This window comes from Phycisphaerales bacterium (assembly GCA_029268515.1).
Taxonomy (GTDB): Bacteria; Planctomycetota; Phycisphaerae; order Phycisphaerales; family SM1A02; genus JAQWNP01.
In genome coordinates this window covers 166,988-189,503 of the sequence record JAQWNP010000001.1, presented here as the reverse complement: position 1 = coordinate 189,503, position 22,516 = coordinate 166,988, and the positions used below count along the sequence as shown (strand labels likewise).

At 51.1% G+C, this 22,516-nt stretch carries 18 protein-coding genes; 12 read left to right on the top strand and 6 right to left on the bottom strand.

The window, feature by feature from the left end:
- Nucleotides 1-216 precede the first annotated feature (216 nt).
- The 5 genes from P8J86_00720 to P8J86_00700 are packed head-to-tail and all read left to right on the top strand — an operon-like array spanning nucleotide 217 to nucleotide 4,867.
- Complete coding sequence (locus tag P8J86_00720; GenBank protein MDG2053208.1) at nucleotides 217-1,320, top strand: glycosyltransferase family 9 protein; 1,104 nt, start codon at nucleotides 217-219, stop codon at nucleotides 1,318-1,320.
- Nucleotides 1,317-1,904 (top strand): Maf family protein, encoded by a 588-nt coding sequence (locus P8J86_00715; protein MDG2053207.1) that lies wholly within the window; start codon nucleotides 1,317-1,319, stop codon nucleotides 1,902-1,904. The genes P8J86_00720 and P8J86_00715 overlap by 4 nt, the downstream gene beginning before the upstream one ends.
- On the top strand, nucleotides 1,904-2,311 hold the full coding sequence (locus P8J86_00710; GenBank protein MDG2053206.1) for a hypothetical protein: 408 nt from the start codon (nucleotides 1,904-1,906) through the stop codon (nucleotides 2,309-2,311). The genes P8J86_00715 and P8J86_00710 overlap by 1 nt, the downstream gene beginning before the upstream one ends.
- Nucleotides 2,304-3,326 (top strand): tetraacyldisaccharide 4'-kinase, encoded by a 1,023-nt coding sequence (gene lpxK / locus P8J86_00705; GenBank protein ID MDG2053205.1) that lies wholly within the window; start codon nucleotides 2,304-2,306, stop codon nucleotides 3,324-3,326. Before P8J86_00710 ends, lpxK begins: the two co-directional genes overlap by 8 nt.
- Nucleotides 3,327-3,376: 50 nt before the next feature.
- Complete coding sequence (locus P8J86_00700) at nucleotides 3,377-4,867, top strand: bifunctional heptose 7-phosphate kinase/heptose 1-phosphate adenyltransferase (GenBank protein ID MDG2053204.1); 1,491 nt, start codon at nucleotides 3,377-3,379, stop codon at nucleotides 4,865-4,867.
- A 51-nt stretch (nucleotides 4,868-4,918) separates the two neighbouring features.
- On the opposite strand, the gene P8J86_00695 is transcribed toward P8J86_00700, so the two are convergent.
- Together P8J86_00695 and P8J86_00690 are read right to left on the bottom strand one after the other, a co-directional pair.
- Nucleotides 4,919-5,893 carry a D-glycerate dehydrogenase gene (locus P8J86_00695; protein MDG2053203.1) on the bottom strand — a complete coding sequence of 325 codons (975 nt, stop codon included), beginning with the start codon at nucleotides 5,891-5,893 and terminating at the stop codon, nucleotides 4,919-4,921.
- Nucleotides 5,886-6,506: a hypothetical protein gene (locus tag P8J86_00690; protein MDG2053202.1), complete on the bottom strand. Its 621-nt coding sequence runs from the start codon at nucleotides 6,504-6,506 to the stop codon at nucleotides 5,886-5,888. The genes P8J86_00695 and P8J86_00690 overlap by 8 nt, the downstream gene beginning before the upstream one ends.
- Before the next feature lie 49 nt (nucleotides 6,507-6,555).
- Here P8J86_00690 and P8J86_00685 point away from each other — a divergent pair, with 49 nt between their 5' ends.
- A complete protein-coding gene (locus P8J86_00685) occupies nucleotides 6,556-8,169 on the top strand; it encodes a type I 3-dehydroquinate dehydratase (GenBank protein MDG2053201.1) in 1,614 nt (537 codons plus the stop codon).
- A gap of 44 nt (nucleotides 8,170-8,213) precedes the next feature.
- Here the strand turns inward: P8J86_00685 and hslU are convergent, their stop codons facing one another.
- Complete coding sequence (gene hslU / locus P8J86_00680) at nucleotides 8,214-9,647, bottom strand: ATP-dependent protease ATPase subunit HslU (protein ID MDG2053200.1); 1,434 nt, start codon at nucleotides 9,645-9,647, stop codon at nucleotides 8,214-8,216.
- A gap of 37 nt (nucleotides 9,648-9,684) precedes the next feature.
- Between hslU and aroC the strand changes: the two genes are divergently transcribed.
- Nucleotides 9,685-10,899 carry a chorismate synthase gene (aroC, locus tag P8J86_00675; GenBank protein MDG2053199.1) on the top strand — a complete coding sequence of 405 codons (1,215 nt, stop codon included), beginning with the start codon at nucleotides 9,685-9,687 and terminating at the stop codon, nucleotides 10,897-10,899.
- 3 nt (nucleotides 10,900-10,902) lie between these two features.
- Here aroC and clpB read toward each other — a convergent pair whose 3' ends face one another.
- Complete coding sequence (gene clpB / locus P8J86_00670) at nucleotides 10,903-13,512, bottom strand: ATP-dependent chaperone ClpB (GenBank protein ID MDG2053198.1); 2,610 nt, start codon at nucleotides 13,510-13,512, stop codon at nucleotides 10,903-10,905.
- 156 nt (nucleotides 13,513-13,668) lie between these two features.
- Here clpB and P8J86_00665 point away from each other — a divergent pair, with 156 nt between their 5' ends.
- Nucleotides 13,669-14,568: a DUF1573 domain-containing protein gene (locus P8J86_00665; protein ID MDG2053197.1), complete on the top strand. Its 900-nt coding sequence runs from the start codon at nucleotides 13,669-13,671 to the stop codon at nucleotides 14,566-14,568.
- Nucleotides 14,569-14,607: 39 nt separating this feature from the next.
- On the opposite strand, the gene P8J86_00660 is transcribed toward P8J86_00665, so the two are convergent.
- Together P8J86_00660 and P8J86_00655 are read right to left on the bottom strand one after the other, a co-directional pair.
- The gene (locus P8J86_00660) at nucleotides 14,608-15,537 is read right to left on the bottom strand and encodes an ABC transporter substrate-binding protein (GenBank protein ID MDG2053196.1); all 930 of its coding nucleotides are present in this window, start codon (nucleotides 15,535-15,537) and stop codon (nucleotides 14,608-14,610) included.
- Nucleotides 15,528-16,322: a TatD family hydrolase gene (locus tag P8J86_00655; protein ID MDG2053195.1), complete on the bottom strand. Its 795-nt coding sequence runs from the start codon at nucleotides 16,320-16,322 to the stop codon at nucleotides 15,528-15,530. Before P8J86_00655 ends, P8J86_00660 begins: the two co-directional genes overlap by 10 nt.
- A 212-nt stretch (nucleotides 16,323-16,534) precedes the next feature.
- Between P8J86_00655 and P8J86_00650 the strand changes: the two genes are divergently transcribed.
- The 4 genes from P8J86_00650 to P8J86_00635 are packed head-to-tail and all read left to right on the top strand — an operon-like array spanning nucleotide 16,535 to nucleotide 22,516.
- The gene (locus P8J86_00650; protein MDG2053194.1) at nucleotides 16,535-17,200 is read left to right on the top strand and encodes a cytochrome c3 family protein; all 666 of its coding nucleotides are present in this window, start codon (nucleotides 16,535-16,537) and stop codon (nucleotides 17,198-17,200) included.
- A complete protein-coding gene (locus P8J86_00645; protein ID MDG2053193.1) occupies nucleotides 17,188-20,454 on the top strand; it encodes a TAT-variant-translocated molybdopterin oxidoreductase in 3,267 nt (1,088 codons plus the stop codon). Before P8J86_00650 ends, P8J86_00645 begins: the two co-directional genes overlap by 13 nt.
- Nucleotides 20,451-21,902, top strand: coding sequence for a polysulfide reductase NrfD (gene nrfD / locus P8J86_00640; GenBank protein MDG2053192.1), 1,452 nt, complete (start codon nucleotides 20,451-20,453; stop codon nucleotides 21,900-21,902). The genes P8J86_00645 and nrfD overlap by 4 nt, the downstream gene beginning before the upstream one ends.
- On the top strand, nucleotides 21,899-22,516 hold the full coding sequence (locus tag P8J86_00635) for a DUF3341 domain-containing protein (protein MDG2053191.1): 618 nt from the start codon (nucleotides 21,899-21,901) through the stop codon (nucleotides 22,514-22,516). The genes nrfD and P8J86_00635 overlap by 4 nt, the downstream gene beginning before the upstream one ends.

Here is a 22,516-nt window from a genome sequence, read left to right as displayed (position 1 = left end):
GATGAAAACTACAGGAAACATGAGCAAAGGCTCATTGAGGTGATTTGAGAGAATGCTAGGATCGTTCGCAATCATGATCTCAGATGATTCTCTACCCTATAAGGATATGACACTCTTCGTGCCACATCGTTGTTAAGGTGCTTGAAGATAACGTAATCCACCTTGAAATGAATGAAAGGGTGGTTTATCGGTCTGAACCGGGAGCCAAGTGCTGGCATGCTCTCTTCCCTTGACCCTGCTCGTATTTTGATCGTCCGTCCAAGCGCTCTTGGCGACGTCTGTCGTTCCGTGCCCGTGGCGGCAAGTTTAAAGAAGCGCTGGCCCTCTGCACATATCGACTGGCTTGTGCAAGACGGATTTGAAGATGCGGTCAATGCTCACCCGGCAGTGGATGGGTGTGTGCGTTTTGAAAGGAAGCAACTGGCTCGATGGTGGTACCACCCTCCGACGACGGCGCGGCTGGGTCGATTTCTCAAATCGCTCAATAAGGCGCACTATGATCTAGTTGTTGATTGCCAAGGCCTGAGTCGGAGTGGGTTTTTTACCTGGGTGACGCGAGCCAGTGTTCGGGTTGGTTCCAGGCAGGCCCGAGAAGCGGCCTGGTTAGGTTACAACCGTCGCGCGGAAACCGGGCACTGTGTTCACACAGTTGATCGCATGCTTGCCATCCTTGAAACGATCAATGTGCCGGCCATCAAGGATATGCAGTTATACATTTCAGATAAAAATGCAGCTTGGTGGAACATCTACCGCAAAGAAATTGGCATTGGTGATGATCCATATGTTGTTCTGGCGCCAACGTCTCGGTGGGCAAGCAAGCGTTGGCCCACTCAGAAGTGGTCACTTTTAGCAGCCGCTCTACTGAGTGAAAAAGACATTTGTAGAAAACAGCATGTGGTAATCATTGGGGCTCCAGGTGAACAATCTCAGATTGTCGGTGTACGTCATGGCAATGAAGGTGAGCTGAGGTTGCATGATTGCTGTGGAAGCTTCTCCGTAGGTCAGACGATGGCGGTGATTGAATCATCACAATTAGTTGTTGCCAATGACTCCGCGCCATTACATATGGCTGTTGGGTTGAATACGCCCATCGTGGCTTTGTTTGGGCCCACGGATCCAGAGAAGGTTGGTCCATATGGTCGATCAGATGCAGTTCTGCAGCACGTTAATGGTGACGAATTGGAGAATGTCAATTATCGCTCTACCCAGCCTGGTTCATTATGGATGGATCGCATTGAACTCGATGAGGTTGTTGAAGCATCGTTGCATGCGGTTTCGAAGGGGGTCGCGCCCCGAGCCACCGAGGAACAGGCCTCATGAAATTAGTATTGGCTAGTCGATCGCCGCGCAGGCAGATGCTCCTGCGCCAAGCTGGTTTTGAACCAAGCATTGCACCATCGCCAATTGATGAGGGACTATTGTCGCAAGGGCACGTCGTTGCAGCTGATTGGGTCATTTCTCTGGCGTATATCAAAGCGTGGAGCACGATGTACCAAATCTCTGGGCAAAGAGACGCCATCGTCTTAGGTGCAGACACACTCTGTTTGATTGATGGGTCGTGTCTTGGACAGCCAAAGACACGCGATGAAGCGTATGGAATGATTGATCTGTTACAGGGCCGTAGTCATGAGACATTGACTGGTGTCTGTTTACTTGGTGCTGAGCAATTTAAAAGATGTCTCTTTGTTGATCGTACACGTGTTAATCTCGGTCGCCTCAATGCGCATGCCATTCGTCAATATATAGAAAGCGATGATTGGCAGGGCAAAGCTGGTGGCTACAATCTAGCGGACCGACTTGAGGCAGGCTGGTCAATTGAAGTTGACGGCGATCCAACCACGGTCATGGGATTACCGATGCAGACGCTGACACCATTGCTCGGACGAATTGGAATCACTTCTTGATGTTGGCTGTAGTTCATATTTTGCCTTCGATTTCAATCCCGATCGCGATCGTCATAGCGATGTTAATTGTGTGGTATAGCTGGCGACTTGGTTCTGATCATGTGCCCCCTTCGCGGCGTAAGATCCGTCGCATGACATTACTACTTATGCTGGTAACGCTTCCCATACTTGTACGGGCGTTGAGCTATCTTGACCCCTCAATTGAACCAACCCAGTATGTTGTTTCATGGCTGATCATATTGGTCGCAATGATGATTCTTGTGATTTTTGCCGCTATCGATATCTTCTTAACGGCCAATGCCCATGCTCGTCGGCAAGAAGCGAATATTCGCCGTGATGCGCCAGGCCTCTTTAAGGCACTGCAAAGCGAAATAGATCAGGGCCCCCAAGGTGATCGTGATGCGTGAGAAACTACCAAGCGGTTTGCGGCCATTGGCCCCAATCGCAAGCAGTATTTTTGGTGGTGTGACGTCGTTGCGCAACTGGACTTTTGATCGAGGTTGGCGCGTTGGCAAGCCTCCGGTACCAGTCATCTCGGTCGGCAACCTCTCTGTAGGCGGAAGCGGTAAAACTCCATTGGTGATGTGGTTAGTGGAGCGTTTGCGTGAATCAGGTTTTCACCCAGCGATTGCAATGCGTGGCTATGGATCCCGTACCAATGGGCACAGTGATGAAGAGGCGGAGTATTTCGAAAGGCTGGGAGCAAGCACACCAATCATCGCTCAGCCAAATAGAATGAAGGGACTTCGATCACGCTGCGAAAGTGACCGTACTATTGACTGCTGTGTGTTAGATGATGGGTTTCAACATCGTATGGTTGGTCGCGTTTTAGATCTTGTCACGATTGATGCGACACAAGACACGTTGCATGATCGACTGCTGCCGATGGGCTACCTACGTGAGTTGCCTTTGTCGCTAAAACGAGCTGATGGCGTCATTGTTACACGGGCACATTCTTTTGATGCCGAGTTGTCTGCTCGTATTGAAGCGATGAGTGGCGCCGCTCCACTTGCCTGGGTGAATCATGTTTGGAAGTCTCTTGTGCGGCATGATGTTTCTGGTGAACAGGAATGCCCCCCAGAGCAACTCAAAGCAATGCGGGTTGTGACCGCTTTAGGCGTTGGGAATCCCGCCGCTGTATGTCAACAAGTGAAGGACTATGGTGCAGAGCTTGTAGAAGATATCCCTTTGGCAGATCATCAAGTTTTTGATGCCAGTCTTGTTGGCAAGCTCAATGCTGCCTGCCAAGGGGCAGAGGCATTGTTGGTGACCGCCAAAGATTGGGTGAAGTTGCGTCACGTGGTAGACTTGGCGATGTTTCCGGTTCCAATTCTGGTGCCACAATTGCGTATGGAATTCTTACGGGGTGGTGAGTTCTTAGAAGCCCGGGTTGTTGAAACAGTCCGGCTCAACATCGCTTAAGACGCGCTTAGTAATGATGATTCGATCGCTAAATTGAGAAGAGCTTTTTGATGTCGAACATGCTGGGTAATCTTTCAAAATGGAAGCCATTTACAGCGCTGGTCATTGGTGATTTTATGCTGGACCAGTACGTCTACGGGGCGGCTGAAAGACTCAGTCCTGATGCGCCTGTACCAGTGCTTCAAGCGAGTCGTATTGAGGATCGTGCTGGTGGTGCTGCAAATGTTGCCGCTTGCCTTCAGTCACTAGATGCCCAGGTCTACTGTTTCGGGGTCATTGGCAGTGATTCAGAAGGCGTGGTATTGAGTGATGCGATTGCCGCATCTGGAGCAGATGTTTGCGGTCTTATAAAAGATCCTGGTCGTACGACGACCATTAAGCGAAGTCTCATTGGGCTCGCTCAACATCGTCATCCTCAGAAGATGTTTCGCGTAGATATGGAATCGCGTGAGCCAATTGATCAAGCCGTATGCAAGAAAATACGCGCCGCAATTGAAGACGCTTTACCACAAGCAGATGTTGTTTGTATCGAGGACTACAACAAAGGCGTTTGTCACGAAAGCCTATTATCGCCGGTCATGGAAAAGTGTAAGCAATTAGGTATTCCTGTGTTAGTTGATCCTGCGGCGATTGCCGACTATGCCAGATACCAAGGGGCAACGGCGTTGACCCCCAATCGATCAGAGGCCGAGCTTGCGACGGGTCGTAGTACGCCTTTGGAGGCTTCTGAAGAGCACAATGGTGAACTCGCTCAGCAACTGATGGAAACAGTTGGATGTGAAGTTGTTGTGGTCACTCTTGATCGTCATGGCGCACTTCTTTTGGAACGTGGTCGGTCGCCAAAGCTGATGCCGACTCAAGCGCGTAGTGTTTACGATGTGACGGGTGCCGGAGATATGGTGATTGCCGCGCTTGCAGGCGCTATCGCGAATGAATTGACGTGGGAACAGGCTGTTGCGTTGTCGAATATGGCAGCGGGTCTCGAGGTCGAGCGATTTGGAGCTCAGCCAATCGCGATTTCGGAACTTCGGCGTGCTGCTTTGCAAACTGCATCGAAGTTAGTGGGCAAAGTTCGTGATCGAACGGCGCTGGAAGTTGAAGTTCAGGTGCACCGCGAGGCAGGTCATCGCATTGTTCTCACCAATGGTTGCTTCGACATTCTTCATGCGGGTCATGTTGCTTATCTTCAGCAAGCCAAGGGCGAAGGTGATGTGCTTGTGGTGGGTGTCAATGCTGATGAACAGGTCAGAGCTCTTAAGGGACAGGGGCGTCCAGTGTTTACCGCTGAGCAGCGCATGCGCGTATTAGCTGCACTTGAGTGTGTTGACTATGTGACGGAGTTCCAGGAGCCAACAGCTGAGGCGCTGATTCGGTCAGTGATGCCCAATATCTATGCTAAAGGTGGCGACTATCGACCGGAGCAGATTGCTGAACATGGTTTCGTGACCGAACTTGGTATTGAACTGCGGGTGTTAGCGCACGAGCCTGGCTTGGGATCAACGCAAATCATCGATCATCTTGAAGCAACCAAACCTCAGTGAGTTCTCGCAGTTGAAACGCAATGATGGTGCTGTCCTAGGCATGCCTCGCTTCTAAAGTGCTTGGTAGGGCAGTGGCTCGCCTTGTATCCCAGCAACGAGGTTTGTTGTGGCAATTTCGGACATCCAGAGCCGAGCGGAGGTGGTGGCACTTCCAAGATGCGGCAGTAAGAACACGTTATCTAGTTCAATCAATCCCGCATGGACGATTGGTTCATGTTCGTAGACGTCAAGGCCTGCGGCTTGTAGCGGACCATCTTTGAGTGCATCGACAAGTGCTGATTCATCTACGATTGGCCCACGTGCAGTGTTGACGAGTATTGAGCCAGGCTTAAATTTTGCGAGGCGTTGTGCATCAATCAGATGGTGTGTCGTTGGTGATAGCGGGCAATGCAAAGTGACCACATCAGCAATGGCGAGTCCTTCATCTAAATCGACATACGCGCCGTAGTATGGAGCTGCTTCAAGGTGAGGTTTGCGTGAGTTACTGGTGTAAAGAATACGCATTCCCCACGCAATGGCTCGGCGCGCGACAGCCGTTCCAATTCGACCTGCGCCGACAATCAAAATTGTTTTACCAGTCAGCCCTTGGCCCAGGCGGTCATTTGGTCCCACTCCCTGCCACTGCTTACTTCTTACAAGTTGATCGCCCCAGGCCGCGAATCGAGCGGCACCAAGCATCAAGAGCCACGCGCAGTCTGCGGTTGCTTCAGTGGGCGCATGAGGCGTGTATCCGATGGCAACATTTCGTTTGGAGGCTTCCTGTAAGTCAATCTTGTCATAACCCACCGCGTAGCAACTGACGACGCGCAGTTGTGGTCCGACGGTATCGAAAAACGTGGCGTCAATAGAGGTGTCTCCAGGTGGAATCATGATGCCAATGGCACCTTGGCAAACCTCAAGTATGCGATCGCGGTCAAGTTTCTCTGGTTTGGGGTTGCAATAAATGTTGGTAAAGCCTTGGGCTTGAAGGGCCTCAACCACATCACCCGGAAAACTTCGCAGTAATGAAATGAAAGAGTTATCCATGTTGTGGATCCAAACCATGGAATGTTGTTACTGCATCTTCTGCAGACGACATCAAATGATCAGTGGGAATTCTGAAAACGCTAAACGTCCCGCGTATGTCAAAGCCAGCTGGATCTAAACCGACCATCACCGGTGAATCAATGTCGACCTTGAGTATCGAGAGGCAGACGCGCTGGATTATTGCCGGATTCTGATTGATTGTTTTGACTGCAGATGCTTCTTGATCCGACAAGGGATTGGATAAATCAAACGCCTCGCCATCCAGAACGAATTCACCAAGTCTCGCCATCTCAATATTCAAATAAGCCCAATTCACGTCAGGTGGATCGCCGTGATAAATCCGCCAGCGATCGGGCAGTGAGCCGCGTTGTTCTTCTGCAGGGAGCTCCTCAAGGCTCAAGAGCATGGCCAGATCTGGATCGCCTTCATCTGGGATGGATAGAACAGTTTGTATGCTGTGAAGTACGGCTACCATGACTGGTGCAACGAGGCGGCCGTCTGGTGAGACGATGTAGCCTAGTGGCTGAACATTGTCATCAAAATTCAGCTCCCCTTTGGAGTGGCTACGAATGAAATTCTGAGCTTGATTGAGTTGGTTGGCTTCAGAGGGCATAAGGGGCATCTTACCGGCGGTTTGGCGTGAGCCAGATATCCTAGTTGTTATGACACTCATTGCTGTTTCAATTCCTGTGAGAAATCTCGAATGTCCGGAAGGCCTCATTGAGCAAGCGCGGAGAGCCCAGTCTCAGGGGGCGGGCTTGGTGGAATGGCGCATTGACACGCTGACTGATCCTCAGGCAGGCCTTGAGGCGCTGTCATCGCTTCTTGCTGAGAGTCCGATTCCATCCATCATCACTTGTCGATCGGCGGCTGAGGGTGGTGATTGGCAGGGTTCAGATCAAGAGCGAGGCACGTTGCTGAAGACGCTTTGTGAACAAGCGGTTCCACCGAGGTATATCGATATAGAACTTGCATCGTGGACGAATTCTCATGAATTGCGTGAATGCTTGACTCATGAAATCGATCATGATGCGACATCGCTCATTCTGTCTATACATGATTTCGATGGTCGTCCTCATGATTTATCACGTCGTATCGCAAAAGCAGCAAGTGAGCCTTTGTGTGCCGTCATTAAAGTTGCTTATCACGCAAGGACATTGCGGGACAATCTTGAGATCTTTGAAATCTTGAGAGAGCGGGCAAAACCTATGATCGCATTGGGGATGGGTCTGTTTGGTCAGATGAGTCGAATACTTGCAGGCAAGTTTGGTGCCTTTGCAACATTTGCAAGCTGTGAAGAAGGTGATGAAACAGCGCCAGGGCAAATTCCTGTGTATGAACTGACAAGCCGTTATCGCTTCCATGAGATTTCAGCCCAGACCAAAGTGATGGGGATTGTTGGCTGGCCTGCGTTTCATTCGAAGGGGCCAGTCATTCACAACGCTGTTTTTGCCAGTGAAGGTTTGGATGCAGTCTTTTTGGCCATGCCTATTGCACCTGAGTGGGCCAGTTTTAAGGCCACCATTGCTGAGATGTTAGAAGCCCCGGATTTACAGCTTGCGGGTTTATCGGTGACAACCCCGCACAAGCCTCATGCATTGCGATTGGTTGAAGAGTCGGGAGGCTGCATGACGCCACTGGCGCAGCGAGTCGGTGTTGCCAACACCGTGGCGATTGGACGAGATGGCGATCTTGAGGCATCGAATACAGACTGCCTTGGTGCAGTCCAGGGTCTAATCGACGGGATGGGTATTCATCGCCAGGATCTGAAGTCAAAGAAGGTCGCGCTCTTGGGCGCCGGCGGTGCTGCTCGAGCAGTCGCAGTCGGGCTTCTCGATTCTGGTGCACTGATCACGGTGTTCAATCGTGACGAGGCAAATGCTCAAGAGATGTGTCGCCAGCTGAATGCTGTCAAACAAGATGGTGGTGAGGGTGTCATTGAGAGCGGTGCTTTGAAAGATCTCGTCGAGGGTGCTTTTGACATATTGGTGAATTGCACGACGGTTGGTATGACGGGTGGCGCCGCACCAGAAGAGTCACCATTAACGGCGATGGGTGTTTCATCTGATGTCATCACGACGGATCTGACTGTCTATGACATTATTTATAGCCCATTGGAAACAAAGTTAATGGAAGACGCCAAGGCGCGTGGTGCCCAGGTCATTGGTGGGCTTGGAATGTTCCTAGGCCAGGCAGTGGGGCAATATGAGGCATGGGTGGGAGCGTCGGCGAGCAAGGATGCCTACAAGCGAGCTTGGCAACAAAGCAGTCTCTAAGTTGGTGTTTATAAGCGCTGATGCCTCTTCATAAGAGGCCGGACCTAAAGAACGAATTTAGTGAGATCTTCATCAGCCATGATCTCTGCAAGGCGCTCGCGAACAAACGCTTCAGTGATCTCAATTTTCTTTGTGCCTTTCTTTGCAAGATCAGGCGCATCAAAAGAGATTTCTGCAAAGACTTGTTCGATCACAGTCATGAGACGGCGAGCACCAATATTCTCCATCGATGCGTTGGCCTCTGCGGCCATTTCGGCCATGGCATCAATCGAGCTACTGGTGAATTTGATCGTGAGGCCTTCGGTTGAAAGAAGTGCCTCTTGCTGGCGTGTGAGTGAGGCGTCCGGCTCAATTAGAATTCGAGCGAAGTCATCTCTTGTGAGAGAGTCAAGCTCGACGCGGATTGGGAATCGCCCCTGTAGCTCGGGCATCAGGTCACTGACAGACGCACTGTGAAAAGCACCTGCGGCGATGAAAAGAATCTGATCAGTTTGCACAACGCCTTGACGTGTGACAACGCTGGAGCCCTCCACAATCGGAAGTAAATCGCGTTGGACGCCCTGTCTTGAAACATCTGCATTGGAGCCACGCCCATCACTGGCGCCTGCGATCTTATCGATCTCATCTAAAAAGATGATGCCCGTTTGTTCGGTCCGCTCGATTGCTTGTTCAATCGTCTTTTCATGATCGATCAGCTTCTCTGTTTCTTGTTCTATCAAAATGGTTCGAGCGCGGGCGACTTTAACACGCCTCTGTCGTGAGCGGTCGGGCATGAGCCCTTCAAGCATGTTGGTCATTCCAGGGTCCATTTGATCTGGACCCATCATGCCCATCACTGGAATCGTCTGTTTTTCACGGACGGTAATCTCAATCTCGCGTTCATCAAAAAAACCATCACGAAGTTTCTTCAAGAGTCGCTGTCGCACACGTTCGTGTTGGGCGGCTTCTTGTTCTTGTGATCGAGCAGCCTCTTCAGCGTTCGGCGTGGTGCTGGCGTTGGTTAAGTCATCGATCGGACTCGTTGGCGGTGGAGTTGGCTCCGATGCTTGTTCTTCTCCAAGAAGCAAACTGACAAGTCTTTCTTCCGCTCTTTCTCGAGCTTCTTCTTGTACGCGTTCAGCCTGCTCTCGACGCACCATATTGATACCGAGTTCCAGCAGATCTCGAATCATTGATTCCACATCTCTGCCGTGATATCCGACTTCGGTAAATTTACTGGCCTCCACCTTAAGGAAGGGGGCATGAACGAGCTTGGCCAGGCGCCTTGCAATTTCAGTCTTACCGACCCCGGTGGGACCAATCATGATGATGTTGCGAGGCATCACCTCTCGGGACAGGTCGCCCTCAAGCTGCTGGCGGCGCCAGCGGTTTCGGACGGCTACAGCAACGGCGCGCTTGGCGGCGTGCTGGCCAATGATGTGCCGGTCAAGCTTGTCTACGATGTCTCGAGGCGTCAGTTCATGCATAGGACGCGGCATCGTACCCCCGCCACACGCTCGGTGGTAGGATGGGGGCATGTCCCCACTGATCTTCCGTACCGCCGGCGAGTCACATGGCCCTTGCGGTCTGGCGATGATTGAAGGTCTTCCAGCCGGTCTGCGGCTCGATGAAGACCTCATTAATAGTGCATTGGCCCACCGTCAGGGTGGTTATGGCCGAGGTGGACGGCAGCGTATCGAAACCGATCGGGCTGAATTTCTCACTGGGCTACGCAACGGTGTAACCATGGGTGGGCCACTGACCATTCAGGTGGTTAATAAAGACAGTCGACTTGATGACGCAAAAAGAACCCCACCGGTCTACCGGCCCAGGCCAGGTCACGCAGATCTTGCTGGAGCCATGAAGTGGCTGACAACCGATTGTCGTGACACATTAGAGCGAGCAAGTGCTCGGGAGACGGCCGCTCGCACAGCCGCAGGAGCGGTGGCCCGTTGTCTGCTTCGTGAATTTGGTATTGAGACATTTGGATTTGTGCGTGGCTTGCTTGATGTCGACACCGAAGTCGAGATCACACACGATCGACTCAACGAACTTCGAAGTTTGCGTGATGCCTCTGTTATGTATTGCCCTGATGAGCTTGCCACTGAAGCGATGGTTGGCCATATCCGTCAAGCGAAGATCGACAAAGATACGCTGGGCGGTCTCTGCGAAGCAGTGGTTTTTGGTTGTCCTTATGGGCTTGGCTCATGTACGCAGTGGTCAGAAAAACTTGATGGACGTCTGGCTCAAGCTGTTATGAGCATCCAGGCATTCAAGGCGGTTGAAATTGGTCTCGGTGCACAATGTGCCCGTCGTCCAGGTTCCCAGGTTCATGATGCCATTGTGTATGACGAGTCGGCGCGACAGTCACCGAACGCGGGCTTTGTGCGTCTTCGTAACAACGCAGGTGGTATTGAGGGCGGAATGACCAATGCGATGCCAGTTGTGGTTCGTGGCACCATGAAGCCAATCAGTACCTTGTTGCAGGGTATGGAGAGCGTCAATCTTAATACGAAGAAGTCAGAGCGAAGTGATTATGAACGCTCAGATGTTTGTGCTCTTTCAGCAGCCAGTGTCGTGATGGAGCATGTGATTGCTTTTCAGATCGCTGCTTCTTTTATGGACAAGTTTGGCGGTGACTCAATGCTTGAGCTTCATGCCAATTACAAGGCATACAACCAATTGCTTCAGCAGCTGCCTTCCGACAAGCTAGCGGCAGGTGGCAACGATGCGGATCAGAGTGAAGCCTAAGCTTTAGTTGGCCCGACCGAACGTAAAGTTCTCTTGTTCATAATCAACCATGATTTGGTCGCCGGCATCATATTCACCAGCAAGAATGCGTGTTGCAATCGGATTTTCGATGCGCTGTTGAATAGTTCTTTTGAGTGGTCTTGCGCCAAACTGTGGGTCAAATCCCTCAGATGCAATTGCTTCAATCGCAGAATCAGTGAGTGAAATGCCAAGGCCCCGATTTTCAAGTCGGCGTTCCAGAGCGTTGATCTGAATGCGAACAATTCCAGCAATCTGGTCTCGCGACAATTGATGAAACACAATGGTCTCATCAATTCTATTCAAGAGTTCTGGTCGTAAGGCTTGCTTAAGAAGTTCGCGCATGTGGGTATCAATTTCGATATCCAATGCCCCAGCTTCAGTCATTTCTAAAAGCGTTTGTGAGCCGATATTGCTTGTCATCACAATAATGGTGTTTTTGAAATCGATGGTTCGCCCTTGGCCATCAGTGAGTCTTCCATCATCAAGCACCTGGAGTAGCACATTACTGACATCTGGATGTGCTTTTTCCATCTCATCAAAAAGTATGAGTGAATAGGGGCGACGACGTACGGCTTCGGTCAAGCGGCCGCCTTCTTCATAACCCACATAGCCGGGAGGAGCGCCAATGAGACGCGCAACAGCATGTTGTTCCATGTACTCACTCATATCAATTCGCACCATTGCGTCTTCTGTATCAAAGAGGAAGTCAGCGAGCGCCTTACAAAGTTCGGTTTTGCCGACACCAGTTGGGCCAAGAAACAAGAAGGATCCAATCGGTCGAGATGCTTCGCCGAGGCCGGCGCGGCTGCGTCGGACCGCATCTGATACAGCCTTGACAGCCTCATCTTGACCAATGACACGGTGTCTTAATTCATCTTCCATTTGGAGAAGGCGTTCTCGCTCACCTTCCGCCAATTTGATGGCAGGTATGCCGGTCCATTTTGAGACAACTTCGGCGATCATCTCTGCATCGACTTCTTCCTTGACCATGGTCTGTCCCGCATCGAGGCGTTCAGAGAGTGTTGTTTCGGCATTCATGAGTCGTTCTTCGAGTTCAGGGATTTCTCCATATTGAACTCGTGCGGCTTGCTCTAGATCACCAGAGCGTTGAGCTTGATTTAACTCTGTCTGTTTAGAATCAATCTCTGCTTTGACAGCCTTTATTTCATCGAGCTCATTTTTTTCGACTTCCCACTGAGCCGTGAGTCTTCGATTCTCTTCTTCAAGTTCGGCGATTGCTCGTTCAAGTTCCTTGAGTTGAGACTGCGAAGCTTTGTCGCCTTCTTGTTTGAGTGCCTCTCGCTCGATTTCCATTTGCATTAACCGACGGCGCAGTTCATCAATACTCGCGGGCATGGAATCATTTTCAATGCGTAGCCGTGAAGCTGCTTCATCGAGTAAATCAATTGCCTTGTCAGGGAGAAAACGCTCTGTGATGTAACGATGAGAAAGAGTGGCTGCAGAAACCAGCGCACCATCTTGAATTCGTACGCCGTGATGTGCTTCATATCTTGGCTTGAGGCCGCGTAAAATAGCAATCGTGTCTTCGAGGGTTGGCTCTCCAACGTAGATGGGTTGGAAACGCCGCTCGAATGCAGCATCCTTTTCAATATGCTGGCGATATTCATTAAGGGTTGTGGCTCCGATTGATCGAAGCTCGCCGCGTGCAAGTGCGGGTTTGAGAAGATTGCCAGCTGAGACGGAGCCCTCTGCCGCACCTGCGCCAACAATTGTGTGAAGTTCATCGATAAAAAGAATCACACGTCCATCGCTCGCCTGCACCTCACGGAGAACAGCCTTCAGCCGCTCTTCAAATTCCCCTCGAAACTTTGCGCCGGCCAAGAGTTGTCCGACGTCAAGTGCAATAATCCTTGCGTTTTGCATTGAGGTGGGGCAGTCGCCGTTGATGATTCGCAGCGCCAGACCTTCAGCAATAGCCGTCTTGCCGACACCTGGATCTCCGATGAGTACAGGGTTGTTCTTTGTGCGACGGCTGAGTACCTGCATGCAGCGGCGAATTTCTTCGTCCCTGCCAATGACTGGATCTAGCTTTCCTGATTGTGCCATCGCATTGAGGTCGATGCCATACTTCTTCAGTGCTTCATAGTTTGACTCAGCATCTTCGTCGTGAATGTTGGTGACACCAGAGCTTTCGCGCAGCGCTTCCACTGCAGTGATGAGATGTTTTTTATTGATGCCTAGTGTCTTAAGAATTTCAGAGGCCATCGACTTGGTATCTGCGATTCCAATTAAAAGGTGTTCGACCGAAATGACAGTGTCGCCCATTCGTTTAGATTCTTGCTCGGCGCTCGTGAGGGTCTGCATCATCTCGGTGCCTGTGCGTGGCACTTGCATCTGACCCTCGGAAGTCACCCTGGGCAGCTTCTTAAGTTCTGATTCAATGATGTTGTCGAGCTGCAAAAGATCGCCACCAGCTCTCTCAATAATGACTCTGCCTACGCCATCGGTATCACGTACAAATGCGGCGAGAAGATGTAACGGTAAGAGCTCTCCATGTGACATTGAAGACGCAATTGACTGCGCCTCTCCTAAAGCGGCTTGCGCCAGCGATGTAAAGCGTTCCATTTGCATTGTGTGAGCCTCAAATCCTCTTATGCCAGTTTTAGTTGGTTTGTATTCTAGAGCTTCTGTAGCTGGAGCCAATAATGAGAATCAAGCCACCAGGAAAGTAGCCGAACAGTACTGGCGGCCGTATTCTATAAGGGGTCGTTTAGGAGGCACTTGACTATGACCGAGAGTCGTCAGCGTATTCATCTGTTTTTGTTGGCAGTGATCGTGTCTTTTGTCGTTTCAGTGTTGGTTGTATTCATGTTATACCGCGGCTCTGTACCTGATTTGACGGGAGAGCTTACCTATGACTTTGGCCGAATTGAAGTTGGCCCTGACAGGATTGAAAGGCAGCACTCATTTGTACTGCTCAATGAAACGGACCAGTGGATTCGTATTGAAGGGTTGACTCCGGGCTGTAGCTGTACTGAGGCAACGGTGGATATTAATGAGGTCGGTCCCGGTGGCGACGTATTGGTGTCTGCGGTCATGAAGCCTAGTGAGAGGTCAGGAAAACAAGTCGTTCCTATTAATATGCGGATCAATTGGTCGGAGGCCCCATCGGGTTCGACGCGTACCGCACTCACTTTGAATGTCATAATGAATACCCGTCGAGTGCCACCTCTTTGGTCTACTTACCCAGTTATTGAATTGCAATCATCACGCAAATCACTGGACATAAAAATTGCCGGCGAAGAGGGTGAGATCGGAAGCAATGATCCGCCAGCACCATTGACTGCAGTGAGTCCTGAGGGTCTTGCGGTTGCGATTGAGCCATGGAAGCTGGCAAGGCCAGCAGTGGCTGCGAAAGACCGGCCCGCGCTTTTTGAAGCTCCGGTCAGTATTACACGTACCGGTGAGCTCGAAGTTTTACCAGATGAAATGCCAATCGTCTTCCAGTCTGGTGAAGACACCTACACGCTCACTGTGCGGACGGTGCCACTGCTCATAGATGGTGTCAATCAGCCATCGTCAGAAACAATTTTGCCACTGTCGCAGCCGCAATCGCCTGGCCGGGAGCCCATCAGACTGCCGGGAATGCCACCGCTGGACAGTAGCGACAATGAAAACCAACCTTGATTGAGACTGTTGAGCATGGTTGCTATCGAGCGGTTCTGTTTAGTGGTTTTCAATGGTGGCGTCACCAGCTATCGGCTGCCAGGGAAAATTATTGGGAATCACTTCTGGACGTTCTTGCAGCCAGCCCACTAACCAACAGAAGGCATCAATCAATCTTGGGCCAGGACGATTGAACATCTGGTTGCCATCAACGATTGCGACCTGATTGTTCTTTACAGCAGGAATATCGCTCCACCATTCTGACCTGGTAAGCACATCCAACTGTTGAACAATGGACTCAAGATCAAGGCCACATGGGCAGACGATCAAGCGATCGGGGCGAGCTGCTTTAAGTTTCTCTGCGGATATTGTGATCGCGTTGGCGCCTGGTGGGTTGTATGGGTGCTGGCCACCAGCAGCCTCAATCAGGGCTGGTGTCCAATGGCCAGCGGCCATCATGGGATCATGCCACTCTAAGAAAGCGACAACGGGTCCCTGTTCATAACAGTTCACGTAATCGCGGGCATTGTGGTAGGTGGCTCGCCAATTGACGACCGCTTGGTCAGCTTTCGTTCGGTAGCCAATGGCGCTGCCAATGCGTAATGCATCGTCATAGACGTCATCGAGTGAGGTTGGATTAAGGCTCATCACCTGTGGCTGTGGTGACAGTCTGCTCGCAACTCGTGAGACCGCTGCCAGATCAATGGAGCAAACTGAGCAAAGATCTTGAGTCAAAATGAGATCCGGCTTGAGATCTGCTAACTGGTTTTCGTCGAGTTCGTAGAGTGGTTGGCCTTCCTTCAGCAGTTGGCGGACTTCCTCATCAATGGCTGCGCCGGTTGAACCAGTGGTTCGTTGTGATGTCAGTATTGGGCGGTCAGTAATCTCAACAGGCCAATCACATTCATGAGAGCGGCCAACAAGTAGATCTTGGCCACCTACGCCAACGAGTAGTTCTGTTGCCGATGGTAAGAGTGAGACTACGCGCATTGTGGAATCTCGATATCGAAAAATCTCGCTGCGTTGGCATCAAGTTGCGCTGCGAATTTTTGTGTGTCGACGCCGCGAAGCGCTGCAAGTCTCTCTGCGGTATGAACGACAAATGCGGGCTCGCAAGGGCGTACTTTTCTCAGTGGTTCTGGTGAAAGATACGGTGCATCTGTTTCCACCATGATGCGATCTGCCGGGATCAATTTGGCAGCCTCTGCAACTTCTGGTGCAGTGGCAAAGGTCACGATGCCGGTGAAACTAATCCAGCTACCCAAGTCCAAGATCATGCGAGCCTCAACTGGGGAGGCATTAAAACAGTGAAACACAAATCGGTTGCCATCGATTCCAGACGCGCGGAAGATCTCGATCAGCTCAACATGCATATCACGGCAGTGGACGATAATTGGCAGTTGCTTCCCGCCATTGGCCTCAAATTCACCAATAACCTCCAGGTGAGCTTCGAGGATCGTTCGTTGGGTATCGAGGGAGGGATTGGGATAGTGACCATCGAGACCAAGTTCGCCCCAGGCCACGCAGCGGGGGTGTGAGGCGGCATTTTGGATTATTTCCCACTGTGGATTTTCGTCCGCTGAGAGCGGGTGAATACCTGTCGTGAACCAAATTCGAGGATTCGCCTCAGCCAAGGCCTGGGCCAGCGGAACATCTGATGCGGAGGTGGAGACCGTGATTGCACCCTGGACTCCGGCCTTTAAGGCCCTCTCAAGTACGTTTTCGAGCTGTTCGCCCAGCCTTGGATCTGTCAGATGGCAATGTGTATCAATCATTGTGGGTAGCAGCCTTGAAATTCATGGATTGACTGAGCCTAAATCAGCTGTGACGATGATCCTACCTTCGATCTTCGGATGTCGAGAGCAGGCCTGATTTGCTTGACAATCGCCCTGTCGTGACTACAGTAGTTATGCAGACTTTGTGAAAAAAGGTACGGTCTCGGATAGGACTCTATCTGCGGCCTATCCGCCACCCGAGTTCTCTCCTCATGCCCCGCTACCGCTACGTTTTTCCAAGGTGGGCCAATCTTCTACTTCCGTCACTGGTCGTGGCGGGAGCAACTGTCCCATTGTATGTCGCACTTATTGTTGCCTTTGGGTTTAGCCCCAAGACAACGGATATTGGGTACCAACCCACTCAGCCAATACCATTTAGTCATCGCGTGCATGCTGGACAGCTCGGTATGGACTGTCGCTACTGCCACAATACGGTTGAGTACACAGCGCATGCGAATATCCCACCAACCCAGACATGCATGAACTGCCATACGCAGATCCATAAAGACTCAGAAGATCTTAAGCCACTGTGGGAGAGCTACCGAACCGGTCTTCCGGTGCATTGGGTTCGGGTACATGATCTGCCTGACTATGCCTATTTCAACCATGCCGCGCATGTGAATCGTGGCGTCAGTTGTGTGGAGTGTCACGGCCGAGTTGACACCATGACAGTTGTTTCGCAAAGAGAAACACTAAGCATGAAGTGGTGTTTGGACTGTCATAGAGATCCAGATCCCCATCTACGCGATCCAGATCTTGTGACACAACTTTGGTGGGGGTTGAGCCTTACCGCTCAAGAAAAACGTCAGAACGGCGCCAAGTGGCGTGAAGTTAATATGCTCCAACCATCGCAGGACTGCTCCACATGTCACCGGTAGTAAAAAACAAACAAACCGGCCGAGCCTATTGGCGTAGCCTCGATGAGCTCTCGGGCTCACCGGAGTTCCAGCAATACGTTGACATGGAGTTTCCTGACTCAGCACTTGATGGCATGACCGATGCCGATCGTCGTAGCTTCTTGAAGTTGATGGCTGGTTCAATGGCCATGGCCGGTATTGGACTCACTGGTTGTCGGCGTTGGCCGAAAGAAGAAATCGTTCCTTATGCACATCGACCCAATGATCGAACGCCCGGTGTTGCTGAACGATATGCAACTTCGATGGAGCTTGGTGGCGTCGCTGGCGGTCTTATGGTGACGAGCTTTGAAGGTCGTCCCACGAAGATTGAGGGCAATCCCAATGTTGAATCAAATATGGGTACCTCTGGTGTCTTTGAACAAGGCAGCATTCTTGATCTCTATGATCCAGATCGCAGTCGACGTATTACCTACGGCACAGCAGAAGAGCTGACTGAGAAGCAATGGAAAGATTTTGAGCGTTTCACATCGAAGCACTTCCGTGCAGTGCGAAGTGAGAAGGGGCAGGGCTTTGCGGTACTCGCGGAAGCCAGTAGCTCTCCGAGCGTAGCGGCGATGCGGGCACGGCTTGAGTCGGTCTATCCGAACATGAGTTGGTGTGAGTACGAGCCTCTTAATAATGATGGCCCGGCAATGGGCACGTCTGATGCGATGAATGGTTCATTCCGCGCGGTCTATGACCTGAAGGATGCGGATGTTATTCTGACGCTCGATGCCGATATTCTCGGCGTCTACCCCGACCAGCTTCGCAACATTCGCGATTTCACAGCTGGTCGACGTGTCCGTGATGGTCAGAAGTCCATCAATCGACTCATTACTATTGAACCGACGCTGACGTTAACGGGTTCAAATGCTGACGACCGTGTTGCGATGAGGCGTGGCGATGTGCAGACATTCGCAGCTGGCCTAAGTCACGCGATTATGGCAGGTAAAATGAAGTCGAGTGATCACGATCAAATCGAATCACTGGCGAAGACCAATGAGCAACGTGGCTTTGCAGAAAAGGTTGCCAATGATCTGATGGCTCATAAGGGTCGCTGTGTCGTTATTGCAGGGCCCGGCCAGGGTCCAGCAGTGCACCGTTTAGCTCATGGGCTCAACGAAGCTCTGGGAAATGTGGGCAAGACGGTACGTTATGCCCAGGTGCCTTCATCCGGCGCACATGCAGAAAACATTGCATCGCTCGCAGAGCAAATGAATAAAGGTGATGTATCGACTCTGGTTCTCCTTGGCGGGAATCCAGTTTATGACGCACCTGCAGACTTAAAGTTTGCTGACGCGATCAAGAAAGTCAAAACATCAATCCACCTATCGGATTACGAAAACGAAACGTCGGTCCTTTGCAGCTGGCACCTCAATCGCGCTCACTATCTTGAGTCATGGGGTGATGGTCGTACATGGGACGGTACGGTGACATTTCAACAACCATTGATTGAGCCACTTTTTGGTGGTCACTCATCAATTGAATTGCTTGCATTGATCGCTGGTGAAGCAAAAACAGCTGGCTATGACATTGTTCGCAATACGATGAGCCAGGACACGAGTACATCTACGAATGATGCCACTTGGGATCCAACTTGGCGGAAGGTGTTGTACGACGGGCACCGTGCCAATTCAGCGTTCAAAACCGGTACACCTAAAGTCAATATGGATGGTGTTCAGGCAAAGCTAGCAGAGCCTTCGAAGAAGGATCAGTTAGAGCTTATCTTTACGCCTGACACGAAGGTCTATGATGGCCGCTATGCAAATAATGGTTGGTTGCAAGAGCTTCCTGATCCTCTTACGCGACTCACTTGGGATAACGCGCTCTTAATCAGTCCGTGGCTCGCCAAAGAGAAGGGCCTCGCTGAAGGAACCATGGTTAAGATTACTGCCAACGGCGCGTCGATGACTGCACCTGTCATCGTGCAACCAGGGCAAGCTCGACATGTGGTGTCGATTTCACTGGGCTATGGGCGCAGTTTCCCCGGACGCATTAGTACAGATGCTGGCTTTAATGCCTACCCACTCCGAACCACGAAGAACATGTGGTCAGTTCCAAATGTGACGGTGGAGTCACTCAATGAGACCTATCCACTCGCTCGGGTTCAGAATCATTACGCACTTGATTCCGTTGGTGGTAAAGGTGAGCAGCAGCGCATTCCAATGTTCTATCGCGAAACGGAGCTGGCCGATTACCAGGCGCATCCAAACTTCGCGAATGCTGACACGCATGTTGTGCATAGTCTCAATCTCTGGCAGCCGCGGCAATTTGATGGCGCTGACTATGCATGGGCGATGTCAATTGATCTGAATGCTTGTACGGGCTGCGGAACTTGTGTGATGGCCTGCCAGGCAGAAAACAACTTGCCAATTGTTGGCAAAGATCAAATTATACGCGGCCGGGAAATGCATTGGATTCGCGTTGATCGCTATTACACCTTTGCCGAGTCAAGCCCAGGTAGCTACGACCCAGAGCAACTGACATCAGTGGCGCTACAACCGATGACATGCCAGCATTGTGAGAATGCGCCGTGTGAACAGGTTTGTCCTGTGGCTGCAACCGTGCATGACAATGACGGATTAAACGTCATGGTCTACAACCGTTGTGTGGGCACGCGTTATTGCTCCAATAACTGTCCGTACAAAGTGCGGCGTTTCAATTACTTCGACTACTTCCGCCGCGATCCCGCTCGAGAGGGTGGTTTCTTGGCCGTCAATCCTGATTACTACATCAAGCGTCAGAGTGGTGCAGATCCATTGCGGCGTATGCAGTTCAATCCGGAAGTGACGGTGCGAATGCGTGGTGTGATGGAGAAGTGCACCTACTGCACTCAGCGTATTCAGGCGGCGAAGATTGAGGCTAAGAATGCATGGGTGCAACTGCCTAAGGCAGAAAAAGAAGAGCAAGCACGCACTTGGGTTAAGCCGCCACCAGAATTGAACGCGAATCAGAATCGTATTCCCATTCCAGATGGCACCATTGTTCCTGCTTGTGCCCAGGCATGTCCAGCCGGCGCTATTACATTTGGTGACTTGCTTGACCCCAACAGTGAGGTGGCTCGTCAGCAGAATCTCAAGTTGTCTTACTCGGTGCTTGAGGAGATCAATATTCGCCCGCGTACTAAATATTTAGCCAAGGTCACAAATCCGTTGACGGCAGAGGCTGAAAATGGCGCTCATGGTCATGCTGAACCAGGCCATACGGAGCATGCTGGGGAGGCACCCACAGCATGAGTACGTTGTCTGCTGGCAAGCCACGCGTAAGCGATTCGAGTAACACATTCGATGAACCCGGTGTTCGCGCGCCTTTGGTATTGAACCACGACTCGTTTACCTCTGTGACATCAGACATCTGTGCGGTTAATGAGGCGCCAAGGCCACCGTTGGCCTGGTATATCACCTTTGTCATTTCAGCTGCGTTGGCCTCGATGTTGATGGTCTTGGTTGGATACCTCTTTCTGACCGGCGTTGGTGTTTGGGGCAACAATGTTCCAGTGGCCTGGGGATTCCCGATTGTTAACTTTGTGTTCTGGGTTGGTATTGGCCATGCAGGCACACTCATTTCTGCTGTCTTGTTCCTATTCCGCCAGAAGTGGCGTACATCAATCAATCGTTTTGCAGAAGCGATGACGATCTTTGCAGTGGTTTGTGCCGGTCTCTATCCGGGCATTCACATTGGCCGTGTTTGGTTGGCCTACTGGTTGTTCCCAATTCCCAACCAAATGTCTATGTGGCCACAGTTTCGTAGTCCACTCTTGTGGGATGTGTTCGCGGTTGGCACCTATTTCACTGTTTCGTTGATCTTCTGGTATGTCGGCATGGTGCCCGATCTGGCGACGCTACGCGACCGAACGACAACGAAGCTCAAGTCAGTTCTTTATGGCATCTTTTCTTTGGGGTGGCGAGGCAGTATGCGGCACTGGCATCGTTATGAACGATGTTATTTACTGCTTGCTGCAATGGCCACTCCATTGGTTCTTTCCGTCCACTCGGTCGTTTCATTCGACTTTGCGGTCAGTCAGTTACCAGGTTGGCATACGACAATTTTCCCGCCTTACTTTGTCGCCGGTGCCATTTTCAGTGGATTCGGTATGGTCCTGACCTTGGCGATTCCTGCTCGTGAGCTCTGGGGCCTGAAGGACTTCATTACAAAACGACACATTGAGAATATGTGCAAGATTGTGCTGCTGACCGGGTCAATGGTTGGCTACGCCTATGGCATGGAATTCTTCATCGCTTGGTATTCAGGCGAATTGATGGAAACCTTCGCATTTGTGAATCGTGCATTCGGCCAATACGCGTGGGCTTATTGGATTATGGTTTCTTGCAATGTTATTACGCCTCAGATCTTCTGGTTTAAGGTGTGCCGTCGTTCCATCTGGATTGTCTTTATTGCGTCGCTTCTGGTGAACGTCGGTATGTGGTTTGAGCGATTTGTGATTGTGATCACCTCATTAGCTGAGCCTCAGATTCCCAGTATTTGGCGATACTTCTCGCCAACATGGGTTGACATCGCCATGTTCATAGGAAGTTTCGGCCTGTTTATGACGCTCTTCCTGTTGTTTATTCGTTACCTGCCGGTGATTGCGATTTCTGAAATCAAGGCCACTATGCCGCAGGCGGATCCACATGCACATCATGATGATCATGCTTCCTCGGAATCGAAGGAGGTGGCTTCATGACAGATTTGACCATGACGACGAATGAGCCCGTCAGCGATGAGGTTGAAAGCACTGAACGGCCCTATGGCGTCTTTGCAGAGTTTACGTCGACGGCAAAAATATATGAGGCAGCAAAGGCTGTTCACGCTGCTGGATACCGATGGTGGGATTGTCTGGTTCCATTCCCTGTCCATGGCCTCGATAAAGCGATGGGAATAAAACCGACGATCTTGCCCATTATTGTCTTCTTCGCAGGTCTGACAGGAACCCTGGTTGCCATATTCCTCCAGGTCTACACAAATTCACTTGAGCTACCGCTTTGGTTACTTGTGCCTGTGAGTGGTTATCAGTTTGAGGTGAGTGGTAAGCCATTGGTCAGTGCACCAGCTTTCGTTCCTGTGGCATTTGAAATGACGATTCTCTTCGCATGTCTGACGGCGGTCGGCGCCATGTTTGTGATGAATGGCCTTCCTCGTCTTTATCATCCCGTGTTTAGACATCCGCGTTTGATGCGTCTTTCTGATGACCGATTTTTTGTTGTTATTGAAACACGCGATCCGAAGTATGTGCGTGGTGAAACAGAAGCATTTCTAAAGACCCTAGATCCTGAAGTCATTGATTGGTTGGAGGCCTAA